The organism is Streptomyces sp. NBC_00289, assembly GCF_041435115.1.
Lineage (GTDB): Bacteria > Actinomycetota > Actinomycetes > Streptomycetales > Streptomycetaceae > Streptomyces.
Genome location: NZ_CP108046.1, coordinates 5,161,124 through 5,186,825, shown reverse-complemented (window position 1 = coordinate 5,186,825; position 25,702 = coordinate 5,161,124). Strand labels below are relative to the sequence as shown.

General features: G+C 67.8%; 22 protein-coding genes. 12 read left to right on the top strand and 10 right to left on the bottom strand.

What is annotated here, in order from left to right; all coding sequences use genetic code 11:
- Nucleotides 1–217: 217 nt before the first annotated feature.
- The 4 genes from OG985_RS23490 (at nt 218) to OG985_RS23475 (ending at nt 3,998) form a co-directional block, all read left to right on the top strand.
- The gene (locus OG985_RS23490) at nt 218–901 is read left to right on the top strand and encodes a PadR family transcriptional regulator (RefSeq protein WP_371670306.1); all 684 of its coding nucleotides are present in this window, start codon (nt 218–220) and stop codon (nt 899–901) included.
- 44 nt (nt 902–945) lie between these two features.
- On the top strand, nt 946–2,028 hold the full coding sequence (locus OG985_RS23485; protein WP_371670305.1) for an inositol-3-phosphate synthase: 1,083 nt from the start codon (nt 946–948) through the stop codon (nt 2,026–2,028).
- A 79-nt stretch (nt 2,029–2,107) separates the two neighbouring features.
- Nucleotides 2,108–3,370, top strand: a complete 1,263-nt coding sequence (locus OG985_RS23480) for an MFS transporter (RefSeq protein ID WP_371670304.1) — start codon at nt 2,108–2,110, stop codon at nt 3,368–3,370.
- A 121-nt stretch (nt 3,371–3,491) separates the two neighbouring features.
- Nucleotides 3,492–3,998: a hypothetical protein gene (locus OG985_RS23475; protein WP_371670303.1), complete on the top strand. Its 507-nt coding sequence runs from the start codon at nt 3,492–3,494 to the stop codon at nt 3,996–3,998.
- A gap of 137 nt (nt 3,999–4,135) precedes the next feature.
- On the opposite strand, the gene OG985_RS23470 is transcribed toward OG985_RS23475, so the two are convergent.
- Nucleotides 4,136–5,608, bottom strand: coding sequence for a CCA tRNA nucleotidyltransferase (locus OG985_RS23470; protein ID WP_371670302.1), 1,473 nt, complete (start codon nt 5,606–5,608; stop codon nt 4,136–4,138).
- Nucleotides 5,609–5,876: 268 nt separating this feature from the next.
- Between OG985_RS23470 and OG985_RS23465 the strand changes: the two genes are divergently transcribed.
- The 7 genes from OG985_RS23465 to trxA all read left to right on the top strand — a co-directional run bounded on the left by OG985_RS23465 (nt 5,877) and on the right by trxA (nt 15,578).
- On the top strand, nt 5,877–8,273 hold the full coding sequence (locus tag OG985_RS23465) for a DUF6049 family protein (RefSeq protein WP_371670301.1): 2,397 nt from the start codon (nt 5,877–5,879) through the stop codon (nt 8,271–8,273).
- 44 nt (nt 8,274–8,317) lie between these two features.
- Nucleotides 8,318–10,555, top strand: coding sequence for a murein biosynthesis integral membrane protein MurJ (gene murJ / locus OG985_RS23460; RefSeq protein WP_371670300.1), 2,238 nt, complete (start codon nt 8,318–8,320; stop codon nt 10,553–10,555).
- A gap of 118 nt (nt 10,556–10,673) precedes the next feature.
- Complete coding sequence (locus tag OG985_RS23455) at nt 10,674–12,392, top strand: serine/threonine protein kinase (RefSeq protein ID WP_371670299.1); 1,719 nt, start codon at nt 10,674–10,676, stop codon at nt 12,390–12,392.
- A gap of 31 nt (nt 12,393–12,423) precedes the next feature.
- Entirely contained in the window at nt 12,424–13,149 is a 726-nt protein-coding gene (gene sigM, locus OG985_RS23450; protein ID WP_371670298.1) for an RNA polymerase sigma factor SigM, read from the top strand.
- A complete protein-coding gene (locus tag OG985_RS23445; RefSeq protein ID WP_371670297.1) occupies nt 13,146–14,066 on the top strand; it encodes an anti-sigma factor in 921 nt (306 codons plus the stop codon). Before sigM ends, OG985_RS23445 begins: the two co-directional genes overlap by 4 nt.
- A gap of 168 nt (nt 14,067–14,234) precedes the next feature.
- Nucleotides 14,235–15,203, top strand: a complete 969-nt coding sequence (gene trxB, locus OG985_RS23440; protein ID WP_371670296.1) for a thioredoxin-disulfide reductase — start codon at nt 14,235–14,237, stop codon at nt 15,201–15,203.
- 42 nt (nt 15,204–15,245) lie between these two features.
- The gene (trxA, locus tag OG985_RS23435) at nt 15,246–15,578 is read left to right on the top strand and encodes a thioredoxin (protein ID WP_007383275.1); all 333 of its coding nucleotides are present in this window, start codon (nt 15,246–15,248) and stop codon (nt 15,576–15,578) included.
- A 119-nt stretch (nt 15,579–15,697) separates the two neighbouring features.
- Here the strand turns inward: trxA and OG985_RS23430 are convergent, their stop codons facing one another.
- The 9 genes from OG985_RS23430 to rpmH form a co-directional block, all read right to left on the bottom strand.
- The gene (locus OG985_RS23430; RefSeq protein WP_371670295.1) at nt 15,698–16,315 is read right to left on the bottom strand and encodes a GNAT family N-acetyltransferase; all 618 of its coding nucleotides are present in this window, start codon (nt 16,313–16,315) and stop codon (nt 15,698–15,700) included.
- Nucleotides 16,316–16,627: 312 nt separating this feature from the next.
- Nucleotides 16,628–17,731, bottom strand: coding sequence for a ParB/RepB/Spo0J family partition protein (locus OG985_RS23425; protein WP_371670294.1), 1,104 nt, complete (start codon nt 17,729–17,731; stop codon nt 16,628–16,630).
- Nucleotides 17,728–18,804 (bottom strand): AAA family ATPase, encoded by a 1,077-nt coding sequence (locus OG985_RS23420; RefSeq protein ID WP_371674472.1) that lies wholly within the window; start codon nt 18,802–18,804, stop codon nt 17,728–17,730. The genes OG985_RS23425 and OG985_RS23420 overlap by 4 nt, the downstream gene beginning before the upstream one ends.
- A 342-nt stretch (nt 18,805–19,146) precedes the next feature.
- Nucleotides 19,147–19,869 carry a 16S rRNA (guanine(527)-N(7))-methyltransferase RsmG gene (gene rsmG, locus OG985_RS23415; protein ID WP_371670293.1) on the bottom strand — a complete coding sequence of 241 codons (723 nt, stop codon included), beginning with the start codon at nt 19,867–19,869 and terminating at the stop codon, nt 19,147–19,149.
- A 125-nt stretch (nt 19,870–19,994) separates the two neighbouring features.
- Nucleotides 19,995–20,510: a protein jag gene (locus OG985_RS23410; RefSeq protein ID WP_371670292.1), complete on the bottom strand. Its 516-nt coding sequence runs from the start codon at nt 20,508–20,510 to the stop codon at nt 19,995–19,997.
- 15 nt (nt 20,511–20,525) lie between these two features.
- On the bottom strand, nt 20,526–21,800 hold the full coding sequence (gene yidC, locus OG985_RS23405) for a membrane protein insertase YidC (protein WP_371670291.1): 1,275 nt from the start codon (nt 21,798–21,800) through the stop codon (nt 20,526–20,528).
- 3 nt (nt 21,801–21,803) lie between these two features.
- Entirely contained in the window at nt 21,804–22,157 is a 354-nt protein-coding gene (gene yidD / locus OG985_RS23400) for a membrane protein insertion efficiency factor YidD (protein WP_371670290.1), read from the bottom strand.
- Entirely contained in the window at nt 22,154–22,525 is a 372-nt protein-coding gene (gene rnpA / locus OG985_RS23395; protein WP_371670289.1) for a ribonuclease P protein component, read from the bottom strand. Before rnpA ends, yidD begins: the two co-directional genes overlap by 4 nt.
- A 21-nt stretch (nt 22,526–22,546) precedes the next feature.
- Nucleotides 22,547–22,684: a 50S ribosomal protein L34 gene (gene rpmH, locus OG985_RS23390; RefSeq protein ID WP_338897196.1), complete on the bottom strand. Its 138-nt coding sequence runs from the start codon at nt 22,682–22,684 to the stop codon at nt 22,547–22,549.
- Nucleotides 22,685–23,058: 374 nt separating this feature from the next.
- Here rpmH and dnaA point away from each other — a divergent pair, with 374 nt between their 5' ends.
- Nucleotides 23,059–25,056: a chromosomal replication initiator protein DnaA gene (gene dnaA / locus OG985_RS23385; RefSeq protein ID WP_371670288.1), complete on the top strand. Its 1,998-nt coding sequence runs from the start codon at nt 23,059–23,061 to the stop codon at nt 25,054–25,056.
- The last annotated feature ends 646 nt before the right edge of the window (nt 25,057–25,702 follow it).

Sequence of the window (25,702 nt, the reverse complement as noted above, 5' to 3'; positions counted from 1 at the left end):
CATGGCGCACAGACTACGCACCGCCAAAACCTGTCTAGCCCAGAAGTTCACCCCAAACCTGGCAACTTGCTCGCAATGAATCAGTGATGTGATCCCGTTCACCCTCTCCTCTCTTGCCGCAACCGGAAGCTCGATCTATCGTGCTGATGTATCGAGTCGATACATCAGCTCGGCATAAAGACCGTCAGGGCCCGTCCGTGGCAGAGAGGAGGCGACGATGAGCCGGCGTGCCGGAATCCTCGAGTTCGCCGTCCTCGGCCTGCTCCGCGAGTCCCCGATGCACGGCTATGAGCTGCGCAAACGGCTCAACACGTCGCTGGGCGTGTTCCGTGCGTTCAGCTACGGAACGCTGTATCCCTGCCTCAAGACGCTGCTCGCCAACGGCTGGTTGATCGAAGAGACGGCGGCCGCCTCCGAGGCGGCCCTCACCGCGACACCACTCGCAGGGCGTCGCGCCAAGATCGTCTATCGGTTGACGGCGGAAGGTAAGGAGCACTTCGAGGAGCTGCTCTCGCAGACGGGACCCGACGCGTACGAGGACGAACACTTCGCCGCCCGCTTCGCCTTCTTCGGGCAGACGTCACGCGACGTACGCATGCGCGTACTGGAGGGTCGCCGCAGCCGGCTGGAGGAGCGTCTCGAAAAGATGCGCGCCTCCCTGGCACGCACCCGGGAGCGCCTCGACGACTACACGCTTGAGCTCCAGCGCCACGGGATGGAGTCCGTGGAGCGCGAAGTGCGCTGGCTGAACGAGCTCATCGAAAGTGAGCGGGCAGGCCGGGACCTGAAAGGTCCCGGCCAAGGAGAACCCACTCGCGACACCACAGAGGGAGCGCCGGGCGTCCTGCCCCGGACCGGGGACATCCCCGGTCCGGATACGCCCGGCGACACCACCACGTGAGGCCCCTGCCAGGGCCTCACTCGTACACACAGGGAGCAACCGGAATGGGTTCGGTTCGCGTAGCCATCGTCGGCGTGGGCAACTGCGCCGCCTCGCTGGTGCAGGGAGTCGAGTACTACAAGGACGCCGACCCGGCGACCAAGGTGCCCGGCCTGATGCACGTCCAGTTCGGCGACTACCACGTCGGTGACGTCGAGTTCGTCGCCGCCTTCGACGTCGACGCGAAGAAGGTCGGCCTCGACCTCTCCGACGCCATCGGTGCCAGCGAGAACAACACCATCAAGATCTGCGACGTCCCGAACAAGGGCGTCACGGTCCAGCGCGGCCACACCCTCGACGGTCTTGGTAAGTACTACCGCATGACCATCGAGGAGTCCGCCGAGGAGCCGGTCGACATCGTCCAGATCCTCAAGGACAAGCAGGTCGACGTCCTCGTCTGCTACCTGCCCGTCGGATCCGAGGACGCGGCGAAGTTCTACGCCCAGTGCGCCATCGACGCCAAGGTCGCCTTCGTCAACGCTCTCCCGGTCTTCATCGCCGGCACCAAGGAGTGGGCGGACAAGTTCACCGAGGCGGGCGTCCCGATCGTCGGCGACGACATCAAGTCGCAGGTCGGCGCCACCATCACGCACCGTGTGATGGCGAAGCTGTTCGAAGACCGCGGTGTCCGTCTCGAGCGCACCATGCAGCTCAACGTCGGCGGCAACATGGACTTCAAGAACATGCTGGAGCGCGACCGCCTCGAGTCCAAGAAGATCTCGAAGACGCAGGCCGTCACCTCGCAGATCCGTGACCGCGAGCTCGGCGAGAACAACGTCCACATCGGCCCGTCCGACTACGTGGCCTGGCTGGACGACCGCAAGTGGGCGTATGTCCGCCTCGAGGGCCGTGCCTTCGGCGACGTCCCGCTGAACCTGGAGTACAAGCTCGAGGTCTGGGACTCCCCGAACTCGGCGGGTGTCATCATCGACGCCCTGCGCGCTGCGAAGATCGCCAAGGACCGCGGCATCGGCGGCCCGATCCTCTCCGCGTCGAGCTACTTCATGAAGTCCCCGCCGGTGCAGTACTTCGACGACGAGGCCTACGCCAACGTCGAGAAGTTCATCAAGGGCGAGGTCGAGCGCTAGAAACCGCTCCCCGAACGACCGCTGAGGGCCCCCTGGGCGTTGCTCCCGGGGGCCCTTGCCGTGTGTGAGGCTGTGCCCCATGTCCGTCGTCCGCGACCTGCGCGTCCTGCTCCGTTTCCGGAACTTCCGGCGCCTGCTCGTCGTACGGCTGCTCTCCCAGGGCGCCGACGGCGTCTACCAGATCGCACTCGCCGCCCACGTGGTCTTCTCCCCGGAGAAGCAGACCTCAGCTGCCGCCATCGCCTCCGCGATGGCGGTCCTGCTGCTTCCGTACTCCCTCGTGGGTCCCTTCGCCGGCGTCCTGCTGGACCGCTGGCGCCGCCGCCAGGTCTTCCTGTACGGCAACCTGCTGCGCGCCCTGATGGCCTCGCTGACGGCTGTCCTGGTGATCGGCAACGTCCCGGACTGGCTCTTCTACGTCTCCGCGCTGTGCGTCACCGCCGTCAACCGTTTCGTCCTCTCAGGTCTGTCCGCGGCGCTGCCTCGCGTGGTCGACGACGAACGCCTCGTGATCGCCAACTCCCTTTCCCCCACCCTCGGGACCCTCGCCGCGACCGCGGGCGGCGGCCTCGCCTTCGGCGTACGGCTGGTGTTCGCCGGCTCCGACGCCGCCGTGGTCCTGCTGGGCGCCGCCCTGTACCTGTGTGCCGCGCTCGCCTCGCTCCGCATGGCACCGGAACTGCTGGGGCCCGAACCCGGGTCGGTGCCGCCACGGCTGGGCACGGCGCTCACCGGCACCGCTCGCGACCTGGCAGCTGGCCTACGGCATCTCGCCACGCCTCCGCGCCGCAGGGCCGCCCTGGCTCTCTCCGCGATGACCCTGATGCGGTTCTGCTACGGCGCCCTGACGGTCATGGTGCTGATGCTCTGCCGCTACGCCTTCTCCTCGGACGCGGACGAGGGACTGCGCCTGCTGGGACTGGCGTTGGGCGTCTCCGGAGCCGGGTTCTTCGCGGCGGCCGTGGTGACGCCCTGGGCGGCGGGGCGGCTGGGACCGGACCGCTGGATCGTCGCCTGCGCCGGAGCCGCCGCGGTGCTGGAGCCGGCCCTCGGGCTTCCGTTCGCCATCGCGCCCATGCTGGCCGCGGCGTTCGTCCTGGGCGTGACCACCCAGGGCGCGAAGATCGCGACGGACACCCTGGTGCAGTCCTCGGTCGACGACGGCTTCCGTGGCCGGATCTTCTCGCTGTACGACGTGCTGTTCAACATCGCCTTTGTCGGTGCGGCCGCGGTGGCCGCTCTCATGCTGCCGCCCGACGGCCGTTCAATCCCCCTTGTGGTCACGATCGCCGTTATCTACGCGGCAGTTGCTGTTGTTATGGCCCGCTTTGAGCGCCAGTAAGTGTCACATCAGTGCCACAGAGCTCCTCCCGACCACAGAGTTGTCACAGGGGCCCGGTAACTTACCTGCGTCTTACTTACGCCATGTGCGCGTCACATACCTATGTTGCAGGGGGACCCCAGTGACCACTCCGCCGCCCCAGGGCCAGAACCCGTTCGCTCAGGGCCAGCCGCCCGTCGGCCAGCCCCAGGGCCAGGCCCCGTATCCGCCCCAGGGCGGCTACCCGCAGCAGCCCGGTCAGCCTGGGTTCCCGCAGCAGGCCACGGCTCCGTACGCACCGGTCCCGCCGCAGGCTCCGCGCCGCCGTCCCAAGTTCAAGACCATCAAGAACGTCGTCATCGTCGTCGCCGTGCTGACCGCGGTCATCGGCGGCTGGATCGCCAGCCGTGACGACGCCGATCACGCCAACGTGGGCGACTGCCTGAAGTCCGCGTCGTCGTCCTCGGACCGCATGGAGGTCGTGGACTGCACTTCCTCCGGCGCCGAGGCCAAGGTGGTCAAGAAGATCAAGGGGCACTACTCGCAGATCACCGCTGAGACCGAGTGCCGCAAGGTCGCCAGCGCCACCAGCTTCTACGCCGAGACGGGCGACGGGGACGAGTTCCTGCTCTGCCTGACGGACGTGTGATCTGACCGGACCTGTTGACCCGATGCACTGTTTCACGTGAAACAGCGTCGGGGCAGCCATCGGCAGAAATACGGAGCGGGGCATGTTTCACGTGAAACATGCCCCGCTCCGCTGTCGTGTGAGAAAGGGCTCCGCCCTCAGACCTGCGGCTCCCGCGCCCACCACTCCTTGAGGGCGGCCACCGCGTCATCGAGTCCCATCGGTCCGTTCTCCAAGCGCAGTTCCAGCATGTACTTGTACGCCCGCCCAATGGCGGGACCGGGCCCGACACCAAGGATTTCCATGATCTGGTTGCCGTCGAGGTCCGGACGGATGGCGTCCAGCTCCTCCCGTTCCTGGAGTTCGGCGATCCGGTCTTCCAGGCCGTCATACGCACGGGACAGCGTGGCCGCCTTGCGCTTGTTCCGGGTTGTGCAGTCCGAGCGGGTCAGCTTGTGGAGACGGTCGAGCAGTGGTCCCGCGTCGCGGACATAGCGACGAACCGCCGAGTCCGTCCACTCCCCGGTTCCGTACCCGTGAAAGCGCAGGTGGAGTTCGACGAGACGTGAAACGTCCTTCACCAGATCGTTGGGGTACTTCAGAGCCGTCATGCGCTTCTTGGTCATCTTCGCCCCGACCACCTCGTGGTGGTGGAACGAAACCCGGCCGTCGTCCTCGAACCGCCGTGTACGGGGCTTGCCGATGTCGTGCAGCAGCGCCGCCAGACGAAGGATCAGGTCGGGGCCGTCCTCCTCCAGCGCCATCGCCTGTTCCAGAACGATCAGCGTGTGCTCGTAGACGTCCTTGTGCCGGTGGTGCTCGTCACTCTCCAGCCGCAGGGCGGGGAGCTCGGGCAGCACATGATCGGCGAGCCCGGTGTCGACCAGCAGCGTCAGGCCCTTGCGGGGGTGCGCGGAGACGATCAGCTTGTTCAGCTCGTCCCGTACCCGCTCGGCCGAGACGATCTCGATGCGCCCGGCCATGTCCTTCATCGCACCCACGACCTCGGGAGCCACCTCGAAGTCGAGCTGGGCGGCGAAACGCGCGGCCCGCATCATCCGCAGCGGGTCGTCGGAGAAGGACGCCTCGGGCGTGCCCGGCGTACGCAGCACTCGGGCCGCGAGGTCGTCGAGTCCTCCGTGCGGGTCGATGAACTCCTTCTCCGGGAGCGCGACGGCCATCGCGTTCACCGTGAAGTCGCGCCGGACGAGGTCCTCCTCGATGGAGTCGCCGTACGCCACCTCGGGCTTGCGCGAGGTGCGGTCGTAGGCCTCCGACCGGTAGGTGGTCACCTCGATCTGGAAGGACCTGTCGACGCCCCCGACACGGGCGTCCTTCTGCACTCCGACCGTGCCGAAGGCGATCCCGACCTCCCACACCGCGTCCGCCCACGGCCGCACGATCTTGAGCACGTCCTCGGGACGAGCGTCGGTCGTGAAGTCGAGGTCGTTGCCGAGCCGGCCGAGCAGCGCGTCCCGGACCGAGCCACCGACCAGGGCGAGGGCGAAGCCGGCCTCCTGGAAACGGCGGGCGAGGTCGTCTGCGACAGGGGCGACCCGGAGCAGTTCAGTCACCGCGCGGTGCTGCACCTGGCTCAGGGCGCTGGCGTTGTCTTCGTTGGCGTTCGGCACAACAGAAGAGGGTACGTGGCCCGGACCACCGCGAGCGCCTCCATTGAATGTGCACATCCGCCGCCAACGACACATGCCCCCTACCTGCACAAGATCTACCTTGGAGACGTACGGCATCTCCTCGCCCATACATGCACATACAGGGCGGCTCGACGTGGTTTCCCGATCTTGTGGCAGAGTCCGCGGCACTTCCCCTCAGCGGGCATCGTTACCATGCGTGGACGCACATTCCGACGACCACTGACGACGACGAGGGACGGACGAGCGCGTGGCCGAGGCGGCAGACTTCCTGGGGACGAGTCCCTCACCTGCCCGCCGGTGGCTGCGGCGCACCGGAGCACTTCTGGCCGGGGCGCCCCTGCTGGCCGGTCTGCTCCAGCTGCCCGCTGCCCCCACCGCACTCGCCACGGAACAGGCTTCCCCGAAGGCCGCCGCCGGCTCGGGGACGGTGGCCGTCGCCGTCAACACGCTCAGCCCGGCCGCCCCTACCGACGGGGACACCGTGACGGTGTCCGGAACCGTGACCAACAACGGCAAGCAGACCGTCACCGGTGCCCACGTCGGGCTTCGGGTGGGGCCCGTGCTGAACACCCGCTCGGCCATCGACGACATCGCCAGGGACAGCACAAGCGTCCAGGCCGCCACCGGCTCGGAGGTCGGCGGCACCTATGTCGAGAAGTTCTCCAAGCTGGCACCTGGCGTCGCCCAGCCCTTCTCGATCTCCGTACCGGTCGACGAGCTGAACCTCGGCGCCGACGGGGTCTACCCGTTCGCCGTCTCCCTGTCCGGACAGACGTCCGCCCAGCCGTGGGAGCAGTTGCTGGGCGTCCAGCGGACGTTCCTGCCGTGGCAGCCGGAAGAGGCCGACACCAGGACGAAGACGACGTACCTGTGGCCGCTCGTCTCCACCGTCCACATGACGGCGCGGACCGGCTCGAACGAACAGCAGACTCCGGTCTTCCTCAACGACGACCTCGCCGGGGAGATCGCTCCCGGCGGACGCCTGGACCAGCTCCTGTCGCTGGGCAGGGACCTCGACGTCACCTGGGTGATCGACCCGAACCTGCTCGCGTCGGTCGACGCGATGACGCACAACTATCAGGTCCAGGGCGCGAACGGCACCACCACGGCGGGCACCCACCAGGCGGTCGCCAACCAGTGGCTCGCCGAACTCCAGGCGGCGGTGAAGGACAAGGAGGTGGTCACCCTTCCCTTCGCCGACCCGGACCTGGCATCCCTCGCCCACAACGGCACGAGGGTCACCGGTTCCCTGAGCCACCTCAAGGAAGCCACCGACGTCGTCGACAACACGGTTGAGCCCATCCTCCACACACAACCGACCACCGATTTCGCCTGGCCCGTGGACGGTGCCGTGGACCCGTCGATCGTCAAGGTCGCGACCTCCGCCGGCGCCGACAAGGTGATCGCGCGCAGCGACAGCCTCCAGGAGACCGGCGGACTGCCGTACACCCCCTCCGCGGCTCGCCCCATCGGCGGCGGCACCACGGCGGTCGTGGCGGACGCGCGACTGTCGACCGCGTTCCAGGGAGACCTGATGAAGGCCGCGTCCGGCACCCTCGCCGTACAGACCTTCCTGGCCCAGAGCCTCGCCCTGAACGGCCAGACGAACAAGCAGCGCAGCATTGTCGTCGCCCCCCAGCGCATGCCCACGGCACGCCAGGCTCAGGCGATGGCCGAGGCGATCACAGCCCTGCAGGACGGGAACTGGTCCGAGTCCCAGGAACTCACGACGGCCGCTTCCGCGAAGCCCGACCCCGGTGCCACCACACGGGTGCCGTCGACGTCCGCGTACCCCTCCGCACTGCGCAAGCAGGAGCTGCCGCGAGCCGCCTTCGAGGAGATCGCGGGCACGCAGGCCGAGCTCGACAACTTCAAGGTGATCCTCACCGACCAGTCCCGTGTGGTCACCCCCTTCGGGCGGGCCATGAACCGGGGGATGTCCACGTCGTGGCGGGGGCTCGCCGCTGAAGCGGCCGACTACCGCAGTGGCGTGAAGTCGTATCTGGACAGCCTGACCGGCCAGGTCCAACTGATCGACAAGTCCGACACCAAGCTTTCCGGCCGCAGTGCCACGATCCCTGTGACGGTGCAGAACAACCTGGTGCAGGGCGTCGGCCACCTCAGGCTGCGGCTCACCTCGACGAGCCCGCGCCTGGAGATCGGTGGCGATTCCTTCGACGAACAGCCCGTCACGGTCTCCGGTGGGCACAGCCAGACGGTGAAGTTCACCACCACGGCCAAGGCCAACGGCCAGTACGCGGTGGTCGCCCAGCTGTACACGGAGGACGGCCAGAAGTACGGCGATTCCGTCACCTTCGAGGTGAAGGTCACCGAGTTCACGGCCACCGTGATGCTGGTCATCGGCGGCGGCTTCCTCCTGCTCGTCCTGGCCGGGTTCAGGATGTACACGCACCGCAAACGCGCCGCGGCCCGTGAGGCCGAGGAGGCCGGTACGGACGACCTGGGCGAGGCGCGGGAGGCCGGGGACGGCACGGAGAACCCCGGGAGGCCCGATGAACGTCTCCATGGGGAGTCGGGTACCCGGTCGGGGGCAGACGCCCCTGAGCAGCCGAGTGACCCGGCAGCGGACACCCCAGCGGAAAGCACGGACCCGTCCGGCACGGGTGAGAGAGTGGACCGTTGAGGATGTCGTGGCCGGTGGGCCCGGGACGATGAGGTGGGGTAACCATGAACGCGCCGTACGACGGTGACCGCGGCCAGGCCGCGGGCAGCTCGGGTCACCCCGAGGGCCCGCCGCCCGAGCACGGCCAGGTGCCGCCGCAGTCTCCCGCGGACATGTACCTCCAGGACGCCTACGACCAGGACCCCTACCGGGCGCAGGACCTCTATGCCCAGGACCCGGTCGCCGAGGCGCTCTACGACCGTGCCGCGCATCCCCCGCCGCCGCCGGGCGCATACGAGCCGCAGCCGCCGCTGTACGCCCAGCCGCCCCAGTCGCCGTACGCCCCCGATCCCCATGTGTGGGCGCAGACCCCGCCGCCCGAACCCGAGGGCCCGACCCAGTACCTGCCGTACGGCGACGATCCCCGGACGACCCAGTTCGTGGGGGTCGACGACCTGGTGACCGGGGCCGGCGAGGAGCACCACGAGCCGGACGCCTTCGCACATCTCTTCCGCGATCAGCAGCAGGGCGGCCAGACGCCCTCTGCAGACGCCCGGGCGGTGCCCGGCCCGGCCTCCGCACCGGCCGCGGGCCAGCACCAGGCAGCGCCTCCCTCGCCCACAGTGGAAACGCCGGCGCCGGTGCCCCCCGCCGCCCCTGCCGCGAAGCGCGGCGGCCGCGCCTCGGGTCTGCTGAAGTCGAGCGCCGTGATGGCGGCGGGCACGATGGTCTCGCGCCTCACCGGCTTCATCCGCTCCGCGCTGATCGTCTCCGCACTCGGCACCGCACTCCTGGGCGACACCTTCCAGGTCGCCTACCAGCTGCCGACGATGATCTACATCCTCACCGTCGGCGGCGGTCTCAACTCGGTCTTCGTCCCGCAGCTCGTGCGTGCCATGAAAGAGGACGACGACGGCGGCGAGGCGTTCGCCAACCGCCTGCTGACCCTGGTCATGGTGGCGCTCGGGCTGCTCACCGCGCTGGCGATGTTCGCGGCCCCGCTCCTGGTCCAGGTGCTGTCGAACCCGGTCGCCGGGAATCCCGCGGCCAACGACGTGGCCGTCACCTTCACCCGCTACTTCCTGCCCTCGATCTTCTTCATGGGCATTCACGTGGTGATGGGCCAGATCCTCAACGCCCGCGGCAAGTTCGGCGCGATGATGTGGACCCCGGTCCTCAACAACATCGTCATCATCGTGACGCTCGGCATGTTCCTCTGGGTGTACGGCACCGCGGCCGACTCCGGCATGGGAGTCACGAACATTCCGCCGCAGGGCCAGCGGCTCCTCGGCATCGGAATTCTCCTCGGCCTCGTGGTGCAGGCCCTGGCGATGATCCCGTATCTGCGCGAGACCGGCTTCAGGCTGCGTCTGCGTTTCGACTGGAAGGGCCACGGCCTCGGCAAGGCCGCGATGCTCGCCAAGTGGACCATCCTCTTCGTCCTCGCCAACCAGGTCGGCGCGCTCGTCGTCACCCAGCTGGCCACCGCGTCGGTCACGGACACGCAGATCGCCGGTACGGGTTTCAGCGCCTACGCCAACGCCCAGCTGATCTGGGGTCTGCCGCAGGCCATCATCACCGTTTCCCTGATGGCGGCTCTGCTGCCGCGCATCTCCCGCTCGGCGGCCGAGGGCGACGGCGGCGCGGTCCGGGACGACATCTCCCAGGGCCTGCGCACCACCGCCGTCGCCATCGTCCCCATCGCCTTCGGCTTCCTCGCCCTCGGCATCCCGATGTGCACCCTGATCTTCGGCTCGTCCGGCACACGCGCGGCCACCAACATGGGCTTCATGCTGATGGCCTTCGGCCTCGGTCTGATCCCCTACTCGGTGCAGTACGTGGTCCTGCGCGCGTTCTACGCCTACGAGGACACCCGAACTCCCTTCTACAACACGGTCATCGTGGCCGCGGTCAACGCCGGCGCCTCGGCCCTGTGTTTCTTCGTCCTCCCGGCCCGCTGGGCCGTGGTCGGCATGTCCGCCGCCTACGGTCTCGCCTACGCCATCGGCGTCGGTGTCGCCTGGAACCGGCTCCGCAAGCGGCTGGGCGGCGACCTGGACGGCTCTCGTGTGCTGCGGACGTACGCCCGGCTCTGCCTGGCCTCGGTGCCTGCGGCGCTGCTCAGCGGTGCGGCCTGCTACGGGATCGGGCACACACTCGGCCAGGGTGTCGTCGGCTCCTTCGCCGCGCTGCTGGCGGGTGGGGCGGTACTGCTCGGGGTCTTCTTCGTCGTGGCTCGTCGCCTGCGGATCGAGGAACTGAACTCGCTGGTGGGTATGGTCCGTGGGCGCCTGGGGCGTTGAGGCGGGGGTAGGCGCACAACCATCGACCGCCACCGTGTGTCGTGCATAGCGGCAGACTGTGGGCACAATTGGATTCGGCGTCGCACGGCGCGCAACGGATGGGGAGGCAGGAACGACGGTGGCGGAGCGGAGCACGGCTGCCGTCGACGTGGCAGACAACAGCGGTGACGAACCGCTGACCGCCAAGGCGGACCAGTCCACGGCCGACGGGGAGGCCCAGAACCGGGAGCGGGACACGGACGACGTCGAGGCACAGGGGAGTGGCGGGACCACGAGTCCCGGGAAGGTTTCACCACCCGAACTGCACAGCGGACACAAACTCGCCAGACGCTACCGCCTCGAGGAGTGCGTCACCCGTCTGGACGGCTTCAGCAGTTGGCGCGCCGTCGACGAGAAACTTCGTCGCGCGGTCGGCGTCCATCTCCTGCCCGCGGACCACACACGGGCCCGTTCGGTACTCGCCGCGGCACGCTCCTCGGCGCTGCTCGGCGATCCCCGTTTCGTCCAGGTCCTCGATGCCGTCGAGGAGGACGACCTTGTCTACGTCGTTCACGAGTGGCTCCCCGACGCCACCGAACTGACCGCTCTCCTCGCGGCCGGCCCGCTGGAGGTGTACGACGCCTACCAGATGGTCAGCCAGGTCGCCGCCGCTATGGCCGCCGCCCACCGCGAGGGCCTGGCACACCTGCGTCTGAACCCGAACGCGATCCTGCGTACCTCGAGTGGTCAGTGGCGCATCCGCGGCCTCGCCGTCAACGCCGCGCTGCGCGGCGTCAGTTCCGACACGCCGCAGCGCACCGACACGGAGGCGATCGGCGCCCTGCTCTACGCGGCGCTCACCCAGCGCTGGCCCTACGAGAGCGACGCCTACGGTCTGGCGGGCCTTCCCAAGGACGTCGGTCTCATCGCCCCCGACCAGGTGCGTGCGGGGGTGCACCGCGGGCTGTCCGAGCTGGCCATGCGGGCACTCGCCAACGACGGCGCGACCGCGTCCCGGCACGAGTCGCCGTGCACCACACCGGAGGAGCTGGTGAAGGCGATCAGTGAGATGCCGCGCATCCGCCCGCCGGAGCCGGCGTTCACCGCCCCGCCGGAGTACCAGCGCACGACGTACCAGCAGGGCACGTACGGCCGTCCCGCCCCGCATCCACGCGTCACACAGCCGGTACCGACGCCGCCGGCCCCGCTGCAGAGCCGTACCGGAAAGGCCCTCAAGTGGGCCGTGTCCGCCTTGCTCATCGCCGCACTGGGCCTCGGCAGCTGGCAGTTGGCGGACGCTCTCATGGACCGGGGCAACCAGTCCGAGGACACGAACGAGACGCAGACCGACGACGGCAACGACAAGAACAGCGACAAGGCCAAGCCGGTCCACACGCTCGGCATCAAGGGAGCACAGGAGTACGTCGCGAGCGGCTCTGCCCAGGCGGCCGGCGACGTCGACAAGACGTACGACGACGACAGTTCGACGTACTGGCGCACCAAGCGCTTCATCCAGGGCCCGGAGCTGGCCCCCTACAAGCCGGGCGTGGGCATCGTCTACGACCTCGGCTCGGCCCAGAAGATCTCAGCCGCGTCGATAGGGCTTCGATACGGCGGCGACCACACGACGATCGTCCTGTACGCCACGGACTCGCTGTCCCCCTCCACAGGGGTCGACGGGATGAAGAAGATCGGAACCGCCACCGGCACCGGCACCTCTTTGAACGTGAAGGCGTCGAAGTCGCTCAAGACTCAGTACGTGTTGTTGTGGGTCACCGCTGTGCCGAACGCCCCCAGCGACGGTTACAGCAGTGCCGGTTACAAGCAGGCGATCACCGATCTGAAGTTCACCGGCTGAGGGCTCACCGCACACCAGGGGAGGGGGTTCGATGGCAGATGGCACCGCATACGGCGACGCAAGCGATCAGGACCTCCTGGCCCGCCATGTAGGAGGCGACCCCGACGCCTTCGGGGAGCTGGTCAGGCGTCATCGCGACCGGCTCTGGGCCGTGGCCCTGCGCACTCTCGGGGACCGCGAGGAGGCCGCTGACGCGGTGCAGGACGCCCTGGTCTCCGCCTACCGGGCCGCCCACACCTTCCGCGGCCAGTCGGCCGTCACGACCTGGCTGCACCGCATCACGGTGAACGCCTGCCTCGACCGCGCCCGTAAGGCCGCCTCCCGCAAGACGTCTCCGGTCGACGACACCGAGCGACTGGAACAGCTGCTGGAACCGCACGAGGCGGCGTCTGTGCCGGCCGAGCGGAACGATCTTCACCGGCAGCTCATTGAGGCGCTCGGCACCCTTCCGCCGGACCAGCGAGCCGCCCTCGTTCTCGTGGACATGCAGGGCTACCCGGTAGCCGAGGCCGCACGCATCCTCGATGTGCCCACGGGGACGGTGAAGAGCCGGTGTGCACGCGGCAGAGCCAGACTCCTTCCCCTGCTCACCCATCTGCGGCCGGAAAATCCGGGTGAAGGCAAGGAACCGTCCGCAGGACGGAACCGGGCGCAGGGGACATCCGTCCCACCCGCAGCGGGACCGCGTCGAGCGGGACCGCCGGACGCAGGGCCAAGCGATTCGACTGCTGTGAAGGGCGGAGGTGGGCGAGCGTGACATCCACGACGGATACGGCCGGGCACCCGGACGTCGCGGAGATCTCCGACCTCACCGAAGGCCTGCTCCCACCGTCCCGAACCGCGGATGTACGGCAGCACGTGGACGAGTGTGAACTCTGCGCCGACGTTCTCGCGTCGCTGGAGGAGATCCGGGGACTGCTCGGGACACTGCCGGGTCCGCCCCGTATGCCGGCCGAAGTCGCAGGGCGGATCGACGCCGCCCTCGCCGCGGAGGCCCTGCTGCACGCAACAGCGCCCGAGGCGGTGGACACACCGGCGGCCGTCACACCTTCCCGTTCCGTGTCCGACGCAGATGACAGCCCGCCTGTTTCACGTGAAACATCGCCGCCGGCCGACCGACCCACAGGCCACGCTCGCACCTCGACATCTGGTCCAGGCCGCAAGCGGACGCGGGGCGGGCGCCGTAGGGCAGTCGTCCTGGGCGCTGTCTTCACGGCGGCCGCTCTGGGACTCGGCTCCCTTCTTCTGTCGTCACTGAACGACGGCGAACCGTCGACTCCTGAGGCGCGCGGACAGCAATCCGCCCTGGACACCTTCTCCCAGGGGAAGCTGGAGAGTCAGGTCGCCGGCCTCCTCGCCAAGAGCGTCGGCACATCGAGCGGCTCCCGTGCTCCGCAGAGCCTGGGCATGGAAGGCAATGACGTCACCGACTCCCCCAGGGTTCTCAAACAGCCCGCGGTTCCCGGGTGCGTCCAGAAGGGCATCGGGCGGAACGACACGGCCCTCGCGACCGAGGACGGGACCTACCAGGGCAAGCACGCAGTCCTCGTGGTGCTGCCCGACCCCTCCGACGCCACCCGGGTCACGGCCTACATCGTGGATGCGACGTGCGTGGATCATCCCTCGTCCGCCACCGCCAAGGTTCTCCTGAAGCAGTCCTACACGCGCACCTGAGCGCGAACGCTTCGTCTCCGCCCTTCGTGGTATCCCGTACGGTGGCGGGTCTCCGTGTGCCCCGACACAGCGGGAATGCACGCCCCTTAGGATCCGTTGGGTCGGATGAGAGTTCCGAAGGGGCTCCCACCGGATCTACGACGTAGTCCAGAGACGAGGAATCAGGCCGTGAGCGACGTCCGTAACGTGATCATCATCGGCTCCGGGCCCGCCGGCTACACGGCGGCGCTCTACACCGCGCGCGCGTCGCTGAAGCCGCTGGTGTTCGAGGGCGCCGTGACCGCGGGTGGTGCACTGATGAACACCACCGAGGTGGAGAACTTCCCCGGCTTCCAGGACGGCATCATGGGCCCCGAGCTCATGGACAACATGCGCGCTCAGGCCGAGCGTTTCGGCGCCGAGCTCATCCCTGACGATGTCGTCGACGTCGACCTGACCGGTGAGATCAAGACCGTCACCGACACCGCGGGCACGGTCCACAAGGCCAAAGCCGTCATCGTCACGACCGGTTCCCAGCACCGCAAGCTCGGTCTCCCGAACGAGGACGCCCTCTCCGGCCGTGGCGTCTCGTGGTGCGCCACCTGTGATGGCTTCTTCTTCAGGGAGCAGGACATCGCTGTGATCGGCGGCGGTGACACCGCGATGGAGGAGGCGACCTTCCTCTCGCGCTTCGCCAAGTCCGTGACGATCGTCCACCGCCGGGACACCCTGCGCGCCTCCAAGGCGATGCAGGACCGTGCCTTCGCCGACCCGAAGATCAAGTTCGTCTGGGACAGCGAGGTCGCCGCGGTCCAGGGCGAGCAGAAGCTTGCGGGCCTGACGCTACGCAACCTCAAGACCGGCGAGCTCTCGGAGCTTCCGGTGACCGGCCTGTTCATCGCGATCGGCCACGACCCGCGCACCGAGCTCTTCAAGGGCCAGCTGGAGCTGGACGAGGAGGGCTACCTCAAGGTGGAGGCGCCCTCGACGCGGACGAATCTCACCGGTGTCTTCGGCGCAGGTGACGTCGTCGACCACACCTACCGGCAGGCGATCACCGCTGCCGGCACCGGCTGCTCCGCCGCCCTCGACGCAGAGCGTTTCCTCGCCGCCCTCGCGGACGAGGAGAAGGCCGAGCCCGAGAAGACCGCAGTCTGACCCCCATCCGCCCCACCGCACGAACAAGTTAAGGAGCCCGCCGTGGCCGGCACCCTGAAGAATGTGACTGACGACTCCTTCGAGCAGGACGTCCTGAAGAGCGACAAGCCCGTCCTGGTGGACTTCTGGGCCGCCTGGTGTGGTCCGTGCCGTCAGATCGCTCCGTCTCTCGAGGCGATCGCCGCCGAGTACGGCGACAAGATCGAGATCGTCAAGCTCAACATTGACGAAAACCCGGGTACGGCCGCCAAGTACGGCGTCATGTCCATCCCGACCCTGAACGTCTACCAGGGTGGCGAGGTCGCCAAGACCATCGTCGGTGCGAAGCCGAAGGCCGCGATCGTTCGCGACCTCGAGGACTTCATCGCTGAGTGACGTTTCACGTGAAACGCGAATGGGCCGACCCTTGGGGGGTCGGCCCATTCGCTTTGGAGTGAACAGAGGCGTTGACGGCCAGGGGGACACGAGGCCGGTCTGAGAGGGCTGCGTGCCGATCAGAGGGGACGGAGGGCCGGTTCCTTCTGCACGGCTCCCAGAAGCCGGTCCAGCGCCATCTCCACGTCTTCCTTCCAGGAGAGCGTGGAGCGGAGTTCCAGCCTCAGTCGCGGGTACGTCGGATGGGTCCGGACCGTCTTGAAGCCCACCGCCAGGAGATGATCGGCGGGCAGAACACAGGCCGGCTCTTTCCAGCGCGCATCACCGAAGGCTTCGATCGCCTTGAAGTCCCGTCGCAGGAGATCCTTCGCGACCGTCTGGACCATTACCCGGCCCAGTCCCTGTCCCTGGTAGCCCGGCATGATGAACGAGGTCATCAGCTGCACCGCGTCGGGTGAGACGGGACTCGTGGGGAACGCCGTCGACCTGGGGACGTACGCGGGCGGGGCGTACAGGACGTAGCCCACCGGTACGTCGTCGACGTACACGACCCGGCCGCACGAGCCCCAGTCCAACAGGACGGCGGAGATCCAGGACTCCTTCTCCAGAGCGGATGTGCCCGCCTTTACCGCGGCCTCACCGCTGACGGGATCCAGCTCCCAGAAGACACATGCGCGACAGCGCTTGGGAAGGTCCGGAAGGTTGTCCAGCGTGAGCGGTACGAGTCGGCGCCCCATGAAGGCTGTTCCTCGCTTCCTTCGCCCGCCGCGCCGCGGGCGGCCGTCAGAGCGTTGCGTTCCCTGAGCAGGCTGCCGACGAATCCGCCGACCGCGCCCAGCCCCAGTCCCGCGCTCACCAGTCCGGTGCGACTCACCGTTCGCATGGCCCCTGTCTCCCCTCAGAGGTGCTGCCGAGTGGATGTGCCCTACCCAAACGCATCGTATCCACGATGCGATTGCCTCGATACCGCCTCAACGCAAAGAACGGGCCGTGTTCCGGTGCACACCGGACACGACCCGCTCTGTCGTCCACCGAACGGTGACCGGGGCTCAGTCCTCGGCCTCCTCAGAGTCGCCGTCCAACAGGCTCCTCTGCAGCACCGGTCCCTCGCCGGGGGCGAGGGAACTCAGGATCCGTTCGAGGTCCTCCATGGAGGCGAACTCGACGGTGATCTTGCCCTTTCTCTGCCCCAGATCGACCTTCACCCTCGTCTCGAAACGATCCGACAGACGGGTGGCCAGGTCGGTCAGTGCCGGCGAGACCAGGGCCCCGGCCCGCGGCCCCTTGGAACGCTGAGCCGACTGCGGCCGCGACCCCATGAGGGTCACGATCTCCTCCACGGCACGCACCGAGAGCCCCTCGGCCACGATCCGGTGCGCCAGCCTGTCCTGCTCCTCCGAGTCGTCGACGGACAGCAAGGCCCGCGCATGGCCGGCGGAGAGGACACCCGCGGCCACCCTCCGCTGAACCGACAGCGAGAGCTTCAACAGACGCAGGGTGTTGGAGACCTGCGGGCGGGAACGGCCGATGCGGTCCGCCAGCTGGTCGTGCGTGCAGTTGAAGTCCTTCAGCAGCTGGTCGTAGGCCGCGGCCTCTTCCAGCGGGTTCAGCTGAGCGCGGTGCAGGTTCTCCAGCAGCGCGTCCAGAAGCAGCTTCTCGTCCTCCGTGGCGCGGACGATCGCCGGAATCGCGTCGAGTCCCGCTTCGCGGCAGGCCCGCCAACGCCGCTCGCCCATGATGAGCTCGTACCGGGCGGGACCGATCTGCCGTACGACGACGGGCTGGAGGAGACCGACCTCCTGGATGGAGGTGACGAGTTCCTGCAGCGCGTCCTCGTCGAACACCTCACGAGGCTGCCGCGGGTTCGGCGTGATGGAGTCGAGGGGAAGCTCCGCAAAGTGTGCCCCGACGGGGGGAGGGGGCGTCTCCGCGGCATCGCCCGCCGACGGCTCCTCGATCTCATGGGAAACAGGTGGCAGGGTGGCCACCTTTGCCGCGGCCACTCCTCGCTCGGCCGTCAACACCGGGACAGCCGACGGGGACGCGGATACGGAGCCCCCTACAGCCGTGGCCGGAGCCAGCGTCTTCTCCGTCGGGGCAGCAGGGATCAGTGCACCGAGGCCACGGCCCAAACCCCTCCGTCGCTCACTCACTGGATGCCCTCCACCATGCTCGGGTCGTTCTGTGCGCCAATGTGGGCGTGCGTCGCTTCGTAGCCGACGCCGACCCCCCTCAGCGCGATTTCTCGTGCCGCCTCAAGGTACGACAGGGCGCCGCTCGATCCGGGATCGTAGGTCAGCACCGTCTGGCCATAGCTCGGCGCCTCGGAGATACGGACGGAGCGGGGAATGCTCGTCCGTAGCACCTCTTCACCGAAGTGGGTGCGCACCTCGTCCGCGACCTGAGACGCAAGGCGCGTTCGGCCGTCGTACATGGTGAGCAGGATCGTCGACACATGCAGGGCGGGGTTGAGGTGTCCCCGCACCAGGTCGACGTTGCGCAGCAGCTGCCCGAGGCCCTCCAGCGCGTAGTACTCGCACTGGATCGGGATGAGGACTTCCTGTCCGGCCACCAGCGCGTTGACGGTCAGCAGACCGAGCGAAGGCGGGCAGTCGATGAGGATGTAGTCCAGCGGCTGCTCGTAGGCCTGGATGGCCCGCTCCAGCCGGCTCTCCCTAGCCACCAGAGACACCAGCTCGATCTCCGCACCGGCGAGATCGATGGTGGCGGGGGCGCAGAAGAGCCCTTCGACATCGGGGACCGGCTGCACGACTTCAGCGAGCGGCCTGCTGTCGACCAGGACGTCGTAGATGGACGGGACTTCGGCGTGGTGGTCGATGCCCAGCGCAGTGGACGCGTTGCCCTGCGGGTCGAGGTCAATCACCAGGACACGGCTGCCGTGCAGAGCCAGCGAAGCGGCAAGGTTGACGGTCGTCGTCGTCTTGCCGACTCCGCCCTTCTGGTTGGCAACCACCATGACCCGGGTCTGGTCGGGCCGCGGCAGCCCTTCACCGGCGCGGCCTAGTGCCTCGACCGCCAGTTGGGCAGCACGACCGATCGGAGTGTCGTCCATCGGGGGCGGCGTTTCACGTGAAACATCGTCCCCCAACGTCGACTCGGTACGGGGACCGGGGACCGGATCGGTCATCGGTCCCGCGATGTTGGCGTCGGACCGCAAGGATTCACTCTCCTCGACTTCAGGCTCGCAATGAACAGAGCCTCCCATGCCTTCGGGGTCGTGAACCAGTGAGGCCTGTTGTTCTGTGGAGAAATCCACCTCTGTGGACAACTCCGTGCCCCCTGAGGGGGACGAAGGATCGTCGGAAACCGGGCCCTTTCCAAGAGAACCAAGAGGCTTGCGGTCGCGGGGTTCGGCCGCGCGACCCCGGCTGATGATGCCGTGCAGCAGTGAGCGACGTTTCACGTGAAACACGATGCACAGCAGCAGTCGCCGAACTGCCGCGACACTCCGGCATGCGTAGGTTTGACAGCTTGTGTGGAGTACGTCTCGTCGTCAGGACGGATCAGTGACGTCGACGCAAGTGTCCTTCATCACTGACCACGACCATCACTGACCACGACGCCGACGTGCCCGACCGGTACGAGCGGCCTTGGCCCGCTTGGCGGCAAAGCGCACACCTCCGGGGCTCTCGCCGACCTCGACCCGCACCACGGTGGACAGGGGATCCACCACACCCTCACCTACATGGAGCACAGAGGTCGTCACGGCGCCGAGCTTGCTGAGAGCGGTGGCCGAGCTCTTCAGCTCCTCCTCCGCGGTGCCGCCCTTGAGGGCGAGCATCTCGCCGTAGGGACGCAACAGGGGAATCCCCCAGGCTGCCAGCCGGTCCAGTGGAGCCACGGCTCGCGCCGTCACCACATGGACAGGGTTCAGCTTGCCCATGACCTCCTCGGCACGTCCGCGAATGACCGTCACGTGGTGCAGGCCCAGCAGCTCCACGACCTCGGTGAGGAAGGTCGTACGCCGCAGCAGGGGCTCCAGCAACGTGATCTTCAGGTCCTCGCGGACGAGGGCCAACGGAATGCCGGGCAGGCCGGCGCCCGACCCGACATCGCACACCGTCACGCCCTCCGGAACGACCTCCGAGAGCACAGCGCAGTTCAGCAGGTGCCGCTCCCACAGACGGGGAACTTCACGCGGGCCGATCAGACCACGCTGCACTCCCGCCTCAGCGAGCAGCTCCGCGTATCGCACCGCATCCGCGAAGCGATCACCGAACACCTCACGCGCCTGCTCGGGCGCGGGGGGAAGCTCCGCTGCCTCCGTCACGGGGACCGTCCTTCCGTACTGCGTCGGCGCACCAGGCGCCCACGCCAGAACCACCAGAACTATCAGGCTGACAAAGTTCGGCCCCGCCTGCGCAACAGACGGGGCCGGGGAAGCGTACGGACCGATCAGGCGGGAAGCACAACGACGAAGCGCTGCGGCTCCTCGCCCTCGGACTCGCTGCGCAGACCAGCGGCCTTGACCGCGTCGTGCACGACCTTGCGCTCGAACGGCGTCATCGGATTCAGCTTCACGGACTCACCGGTGTTCCTGACCTCGGCCGCCGCCTTGGCGCCCAGTTCGGAGAGCTCCGCTCGCTTCTTCGCCCGGTAGCCGGCGATGTCCAGCATCAGCCGGCTGCGGTCCCCGGTCTCCCGGTGCACGGCCAGGCGCGTGAGCTCCTGGAGCGCTTCCAGCACCTCGCCGTCACGTCCGACCAGCTTCTGCAGGTCTCGGCCGTTCGCGTCGCTGATGATCGAGACAGCGGCACGGTCGGCTTCGACGTCCATGTCGATGTCGCCGTCGAGGTCGGCGATGTCCAGCAGACCCTCGAGGTAGTCCGCCGCGATCTCACCCTCCTGCTCCAGGCGGGAAAGGGTGTCTACACCCTCGACAGCGGCGGAGGTGGTGGTGCCTTCCGTCACGGGATGGACTCCTTCTTACTTCTTGGACGGGGACTTGGGCCGCTGCGGGCCCTTGCGCTGTCCGGACTGGGCCTTGCTGCGGGTTCCGGCGCCGGGCTTCGACTCAGCCTTCTTGGCCACACCGGCCGGCTTGGCGTCCTCCGGCTCGGACTTGGTCAGCGACGTCTTCGGCTCGGAGTCGTCGGCCGCCTTCGAGCTGCCGCCCTGGCGCTGGGACTTGCTCTGCCGCTTCGGCTGCTGGCGCCTGGGGGTGGCGACGGTGGTCGGCGTACCGTCCTCGTTCTGCGTGAGGACCGTGCTCTCGCCCTTCACCACGGTGCCGTCGGGCTGGGCCGCGAGGCCCGCCTTGCTGAGGCCGTTGATGAACTTGCGCTCGTGCTCGTTGCGGTCGCGACCCTTGACGACGATGGCCTTGACGATGGCGCGTTCACGACGGTTACGCGTCTTGCCGTGGTTCGTCACGTGCTTGTACAGGCGCTCCAGGTTCGCGGCCTGCGCCTTGGAACCGGGGGTCGGGTTGTTGTGGATCACGTACATCTGCTGGCCCATGGTCCACACGTTGGTGGTCATCCAGTAGACGAGGACACCGACCGGGAAGTTGATGCCGAAGACGGCGAACATGACGGGGAAGACGTACATCAGCATCTTCTGCTGCTGCATGAACGGCGTCTTCACCGTGGTGTCGACGTTCTTCGTCATCAGCTGGCGCTGCGTGTAGAACTGCGACGCCGACATCAGGACGATCATGATCGCGGTGACGACCCGGACGTCCGTGATCGTGGCGCCGAGCGCCTCGACCTTGGCGGAACTGTCGGTGAACTTGGCGGCCAGCGGAGCGCCGAAGATGTGCGCCTTCTGCGCACTCGTCAGCAGACTCTGGTTGATCACGCCGATGGTGTCACCGGACGCGATGCCGTTGAGCACGTGGTACAGAGCGAAGAAGAACGGAGACTGCGCCAGGATGGGAAGGCACGAGGAGAGCGGGTTGGTGCCCGTCTCCTTGTACAGCTTCATCATCTCTTCGGACTGGCGCTGCTTGTCGTTCTTGTAGCGCTCCTGGATCTTCTTCATCTCGGGCTGCAGCGTCTGCATCGCCCGAGTCGCCTTGATCTGCTTCACGAACAGCGGGATCAGGCAGATACGGATCAGAATCACCAGGGACACGATCGACAGGCCCCAGGCCCAACCGGTGTCAGGGCCGAAGATCGACCCGTACACCGTGTGGAACTGGACGATGACCCAGGAGACAGGTGTCGTGATGAAGCTGAAAAGACTGGCAATCGTGTCCACTAATCATGCTCCTTGGGCATGGGACGGAGTCTCTGCGGCCGGGCTCGAGGGGTTCAGCCCCTCGGTGGCCGGTTCGGCGGCGGAGGACCCGCCCTTGCGTGCGCGCCACGCGTCACGCAGCATTTCGTGCCACCGCGGGCGCTTGCGCGGCGGAACATGGTCCACACCGCCCGGCGACCACGGATTGCACCGCAGGATGCGCCAGGCGGTGAGTGCCGTTCCCTTGATCGCACCATGCCGGTCAATGGCCTGGAAGCCGTAGTGGGAACACGACGGGTAGTACTTGCACACCGGCCCGAGCAACGGGCTGATGGTCCACTGGTACAGCTTGATCAGCGCCAGCAGCGGGTACTTCATCGCGCGCCCCCTCCCAGCAGCCGCTCCAGGGCGGCATCCAGGTCTTGGGCCAGTTGTGCATGATCGGCGTCGCCCGCACCGGGCAGCGCTCGTACGACTACCAGGCTACCGGGGGGCAGCAGGGCGACCCGGTCGCGCATCAGATGACGAAGCCTGCGCTTCACCTTGTTGCGCACGACCGCACCGCCCACGGCCTTGCTGACGACGAAACCCGCACGCGTCGGGGGAGCGCTCTCCCCAGGCGCGTGCGGGTCCGTGGCACCGCTACGAAGATGGACGACGAGAGACGGGCGTCCAGCCCGACGACCCCGTCGTACCGCGGTCGCGAATTCTTCGCGCCGCCTCAGCCGATGCTCGGTAGGCAGCACGACGTCATGACCTGATCGAGATCAGGCGGACAGGCTGGCGCGACCCTTGGTGCGGCGGTTCGCCAGAATCGCGCGACCGGCACGGGTGCGCATCCGCAGGCGGAAGCCGTGGGTCTTGGCGCGACGACGGTTGTTCGGCTGGAAGGTGCGCTTGCTCACTCGGGGGCTCCAGAAATCAATCGGTGGTGGCGGGGTGCCGTCCTGGCTGTCACCGTGCGCCCACGAGTAGCTCGTATCACGCCCGAGTGCACCGCTTCCCGATCACCTGAAGCGATCTGTGCCCATCGGAGGCAGGCGGCAGCAGCCATCGACAACTCGACCTGGTTACGGTACGCGGGGCTACGCCATCCGGTCAAACCAACGGTCACCGGGAGACACTATCCACAGCCTGGGGACAACAACTTGAACCGTACCCGTCGCCCTGACTACCGTGACTGGACTCCGATTCGTTCCTTAGTCCCTCACCCACCCGATTTACATCCCGACTCGTCCCCGAATCACACCTTCGAGGGACCCGTGAGAGAGCGTGCCCTGTGGCTGACGTGCCTGCCGATCTTGCCGCAGTGTGGCCACGAGTACTGGAACAGCTCCTCGGTGAGAGCCGCGGACTGGGGGTCGAAGGCAAGGACGAACACTGGATCCGGCGCTGCCAGCCGCTCGCCCTGGTCGCGGACACCGCCCTGCTCGCCGTACCGAACGAGTTCGCGAAGGGCGTGCTCGAAGGCCGGCTGGCCCCGATCGTCAGCGAGACCCTGAGCCGCGAGTGCGGCCGCCCGATCCGCATCGCCATCACCGTCGACGACTCCGCGGGCGAGCTCCCGTCCCCGCCGACACCGCCGGCCCGCTCCAGGTACGAGGAGCCGGAACTCCCGTCCGCCCAGGGCCGCGACACGTACGAGGGCTACGGCCGCCACCGCGCAGACGACCGCGCGCCGGGCCGCAACGAACAGCACCCCGGCACCCCGAGCGACCAGTTGCCCCACACACGCCAGGACCAGCTCCCCACCGCCCGCCCCGCCTACCCCTCGGAGTACCAGCGCCCCGAGCCCGGTTCCTGGCCGCGCCCGGCCCAGGACGAGTACAGCTGGCAGCAGCAGCGCCTGGGCTTCCCCGACCGGGACCCGTACGCCTCCCCGTCCCAGGACACCTACGGGGGCTCCGGACAGGACGCGTACGGAGCCCCCGGCCCGGACTCGTACAACTCGCCGTCGCCGGACTACCGGCCGCAGCCGATGGAACGCCCGCCGTACGACAACCAGCGCCCCGACTACGACCAGCAGCGTTCCGACTACGAACAGCAGCGGCCGGAGTACGACCAGCAACGCCCCGACTACGGCCAGCGCTCCGACTACGACCAGCGCGCTCCCCGGAGGGACCGGCCCGATTCGTCCGGCTCCGGGCACGTCCACCGCGGCGGCCCGGTCGGTTCCTCGGCCTCCAGCGGCGCGCCCGGTCCGTTGGCCGCGAAGCCCGCACCAGCCACCGGCCCGGGCGAGCCGACCGCGCGCCTGAACCCCAAGTACCTCTTCGACACGTTCGTCATCGGCGCCTCCAACCGCTTCGCCCACGCGGCCGCGGTCGCCGTCGCCGAGGCGCCGGCCAAGGCGTACAACCCCCTCTTCATTTACGGGGAGTCGGGGCTCGGCAAGACGCACCTGCTGCACGCGATCGGGCACTACGCGCGCAGCCTCTACCCCGGCACCCGCGTGCGGTACGTGAGCTCGGAGGAGTTCACCAACGAGTTCATCAACTCCATCCGCGACGGCAAGGGCGACAGCTTCCGCAAGCGCTACCGCGAGATGGACATCCTGCTCGTCGACGACATCCAGTTCCTCGCGGACAAGGAGTCGACGCAGGAGGAGTTCTTCCACACCTTCAACACGCTGCACAACGCCAACAAGCAGATCGTGCTGTCCTCCGACCGGCCGCCCAAACAGCTGGTCACCCTCGAGGACAGGCTGCGGAACCGTTTCGAGTGGGGCCTGATCACCGACGTCCAGCCGCCCGAGCTGGAGACGCGCATCGCGATCCTGCGCAAGAAGGCGGTGCAGGAGCAGCTCAACGCCCCGCCGGAGGTCCTGGAGTTCATCGCGTCCCGGATCTCGCGCAACATCCGCGAACTGGAGGGGGCGCTGATCCGGGTGACGGCGTTCGCGTCGCTCAACCGGCAGCCGGTGGACCTGGGTCTGACGGAGATCGTTCTCAAGGACCTCATCCCCGGCGGCGAGGACTCGGCCCCGGAGATCACCTCGACGGCCATCATGGGCGCCACCGCCGACTACTTCGGGCTGACCGTCGAGGACCTGTGCGGCACCTCACGCGGCCGCGCCCTGGTGACGGCCCGCCAGATCGCCATGTACCTGTGCCGTGAGCTGACGGACCTCTCCCTGCCGAAGATCGGCGCGCTGTTCGGTGGCCGGGACCACACCACGGTCATGCACGCCGACCGCAAGATCCGCAATCTGATGGCCGAACGACGCTCCATCTACAACCAGGTCACCGAGCTCACGAACCGCATCAAGAACGGCTGAGGGCCGCCGAACACGTCGCCGAGGGCGCTGCCGGGAGGAGATCCCGGCGGCGCCCTCCGTCGTGTGCGGCCGTCCGGTGTTCGAATACGGGCGGGGTTACGGCCTTCCTCCACAGATTCGGCGACTTTCTCCCGTCCACATCCTGGGGACCGCGAAGTTGTCCAGAACGTGTCCACAGGGCCGCCGGCCGAGAACCCGTCGCGCCAGGTCAGGTGGCTGTGGATTCGTGGACGAAGGATCTCCACAGACTGTGGACAACGTGGTGATCCACAACCTGTGCATCCAGTTGTCCACGGGAAACCCACAGGCTGAGGGCGGTTGTCCCCAGCGATCTCGGGCTTCTCCACAGCGTTGTCCACTGTTCGGCAACCCGAAGCGCCTCCTCACCGTGTCGAGTGAAAGGCGTCACACGAAGGTGCCGGGTTGCCCTGTGGGAAAGACGGGAAAAGCTGGGGACGACGCTGGGGAGAACTCGCCCCGCTCTGTGCACGGAGTGTGCAGAACTTTTCGTTCTCCACAGAGACCCATGGTTGTCCACCGCCTCCGCCCACAGGACCAGTGGACAAAATTTGCCGCCTGACCTGCGCAAACGAGGTTATCCACGGTATCCACAGCCCCTACTACTACTCCCAACTAGAGAGAGTGA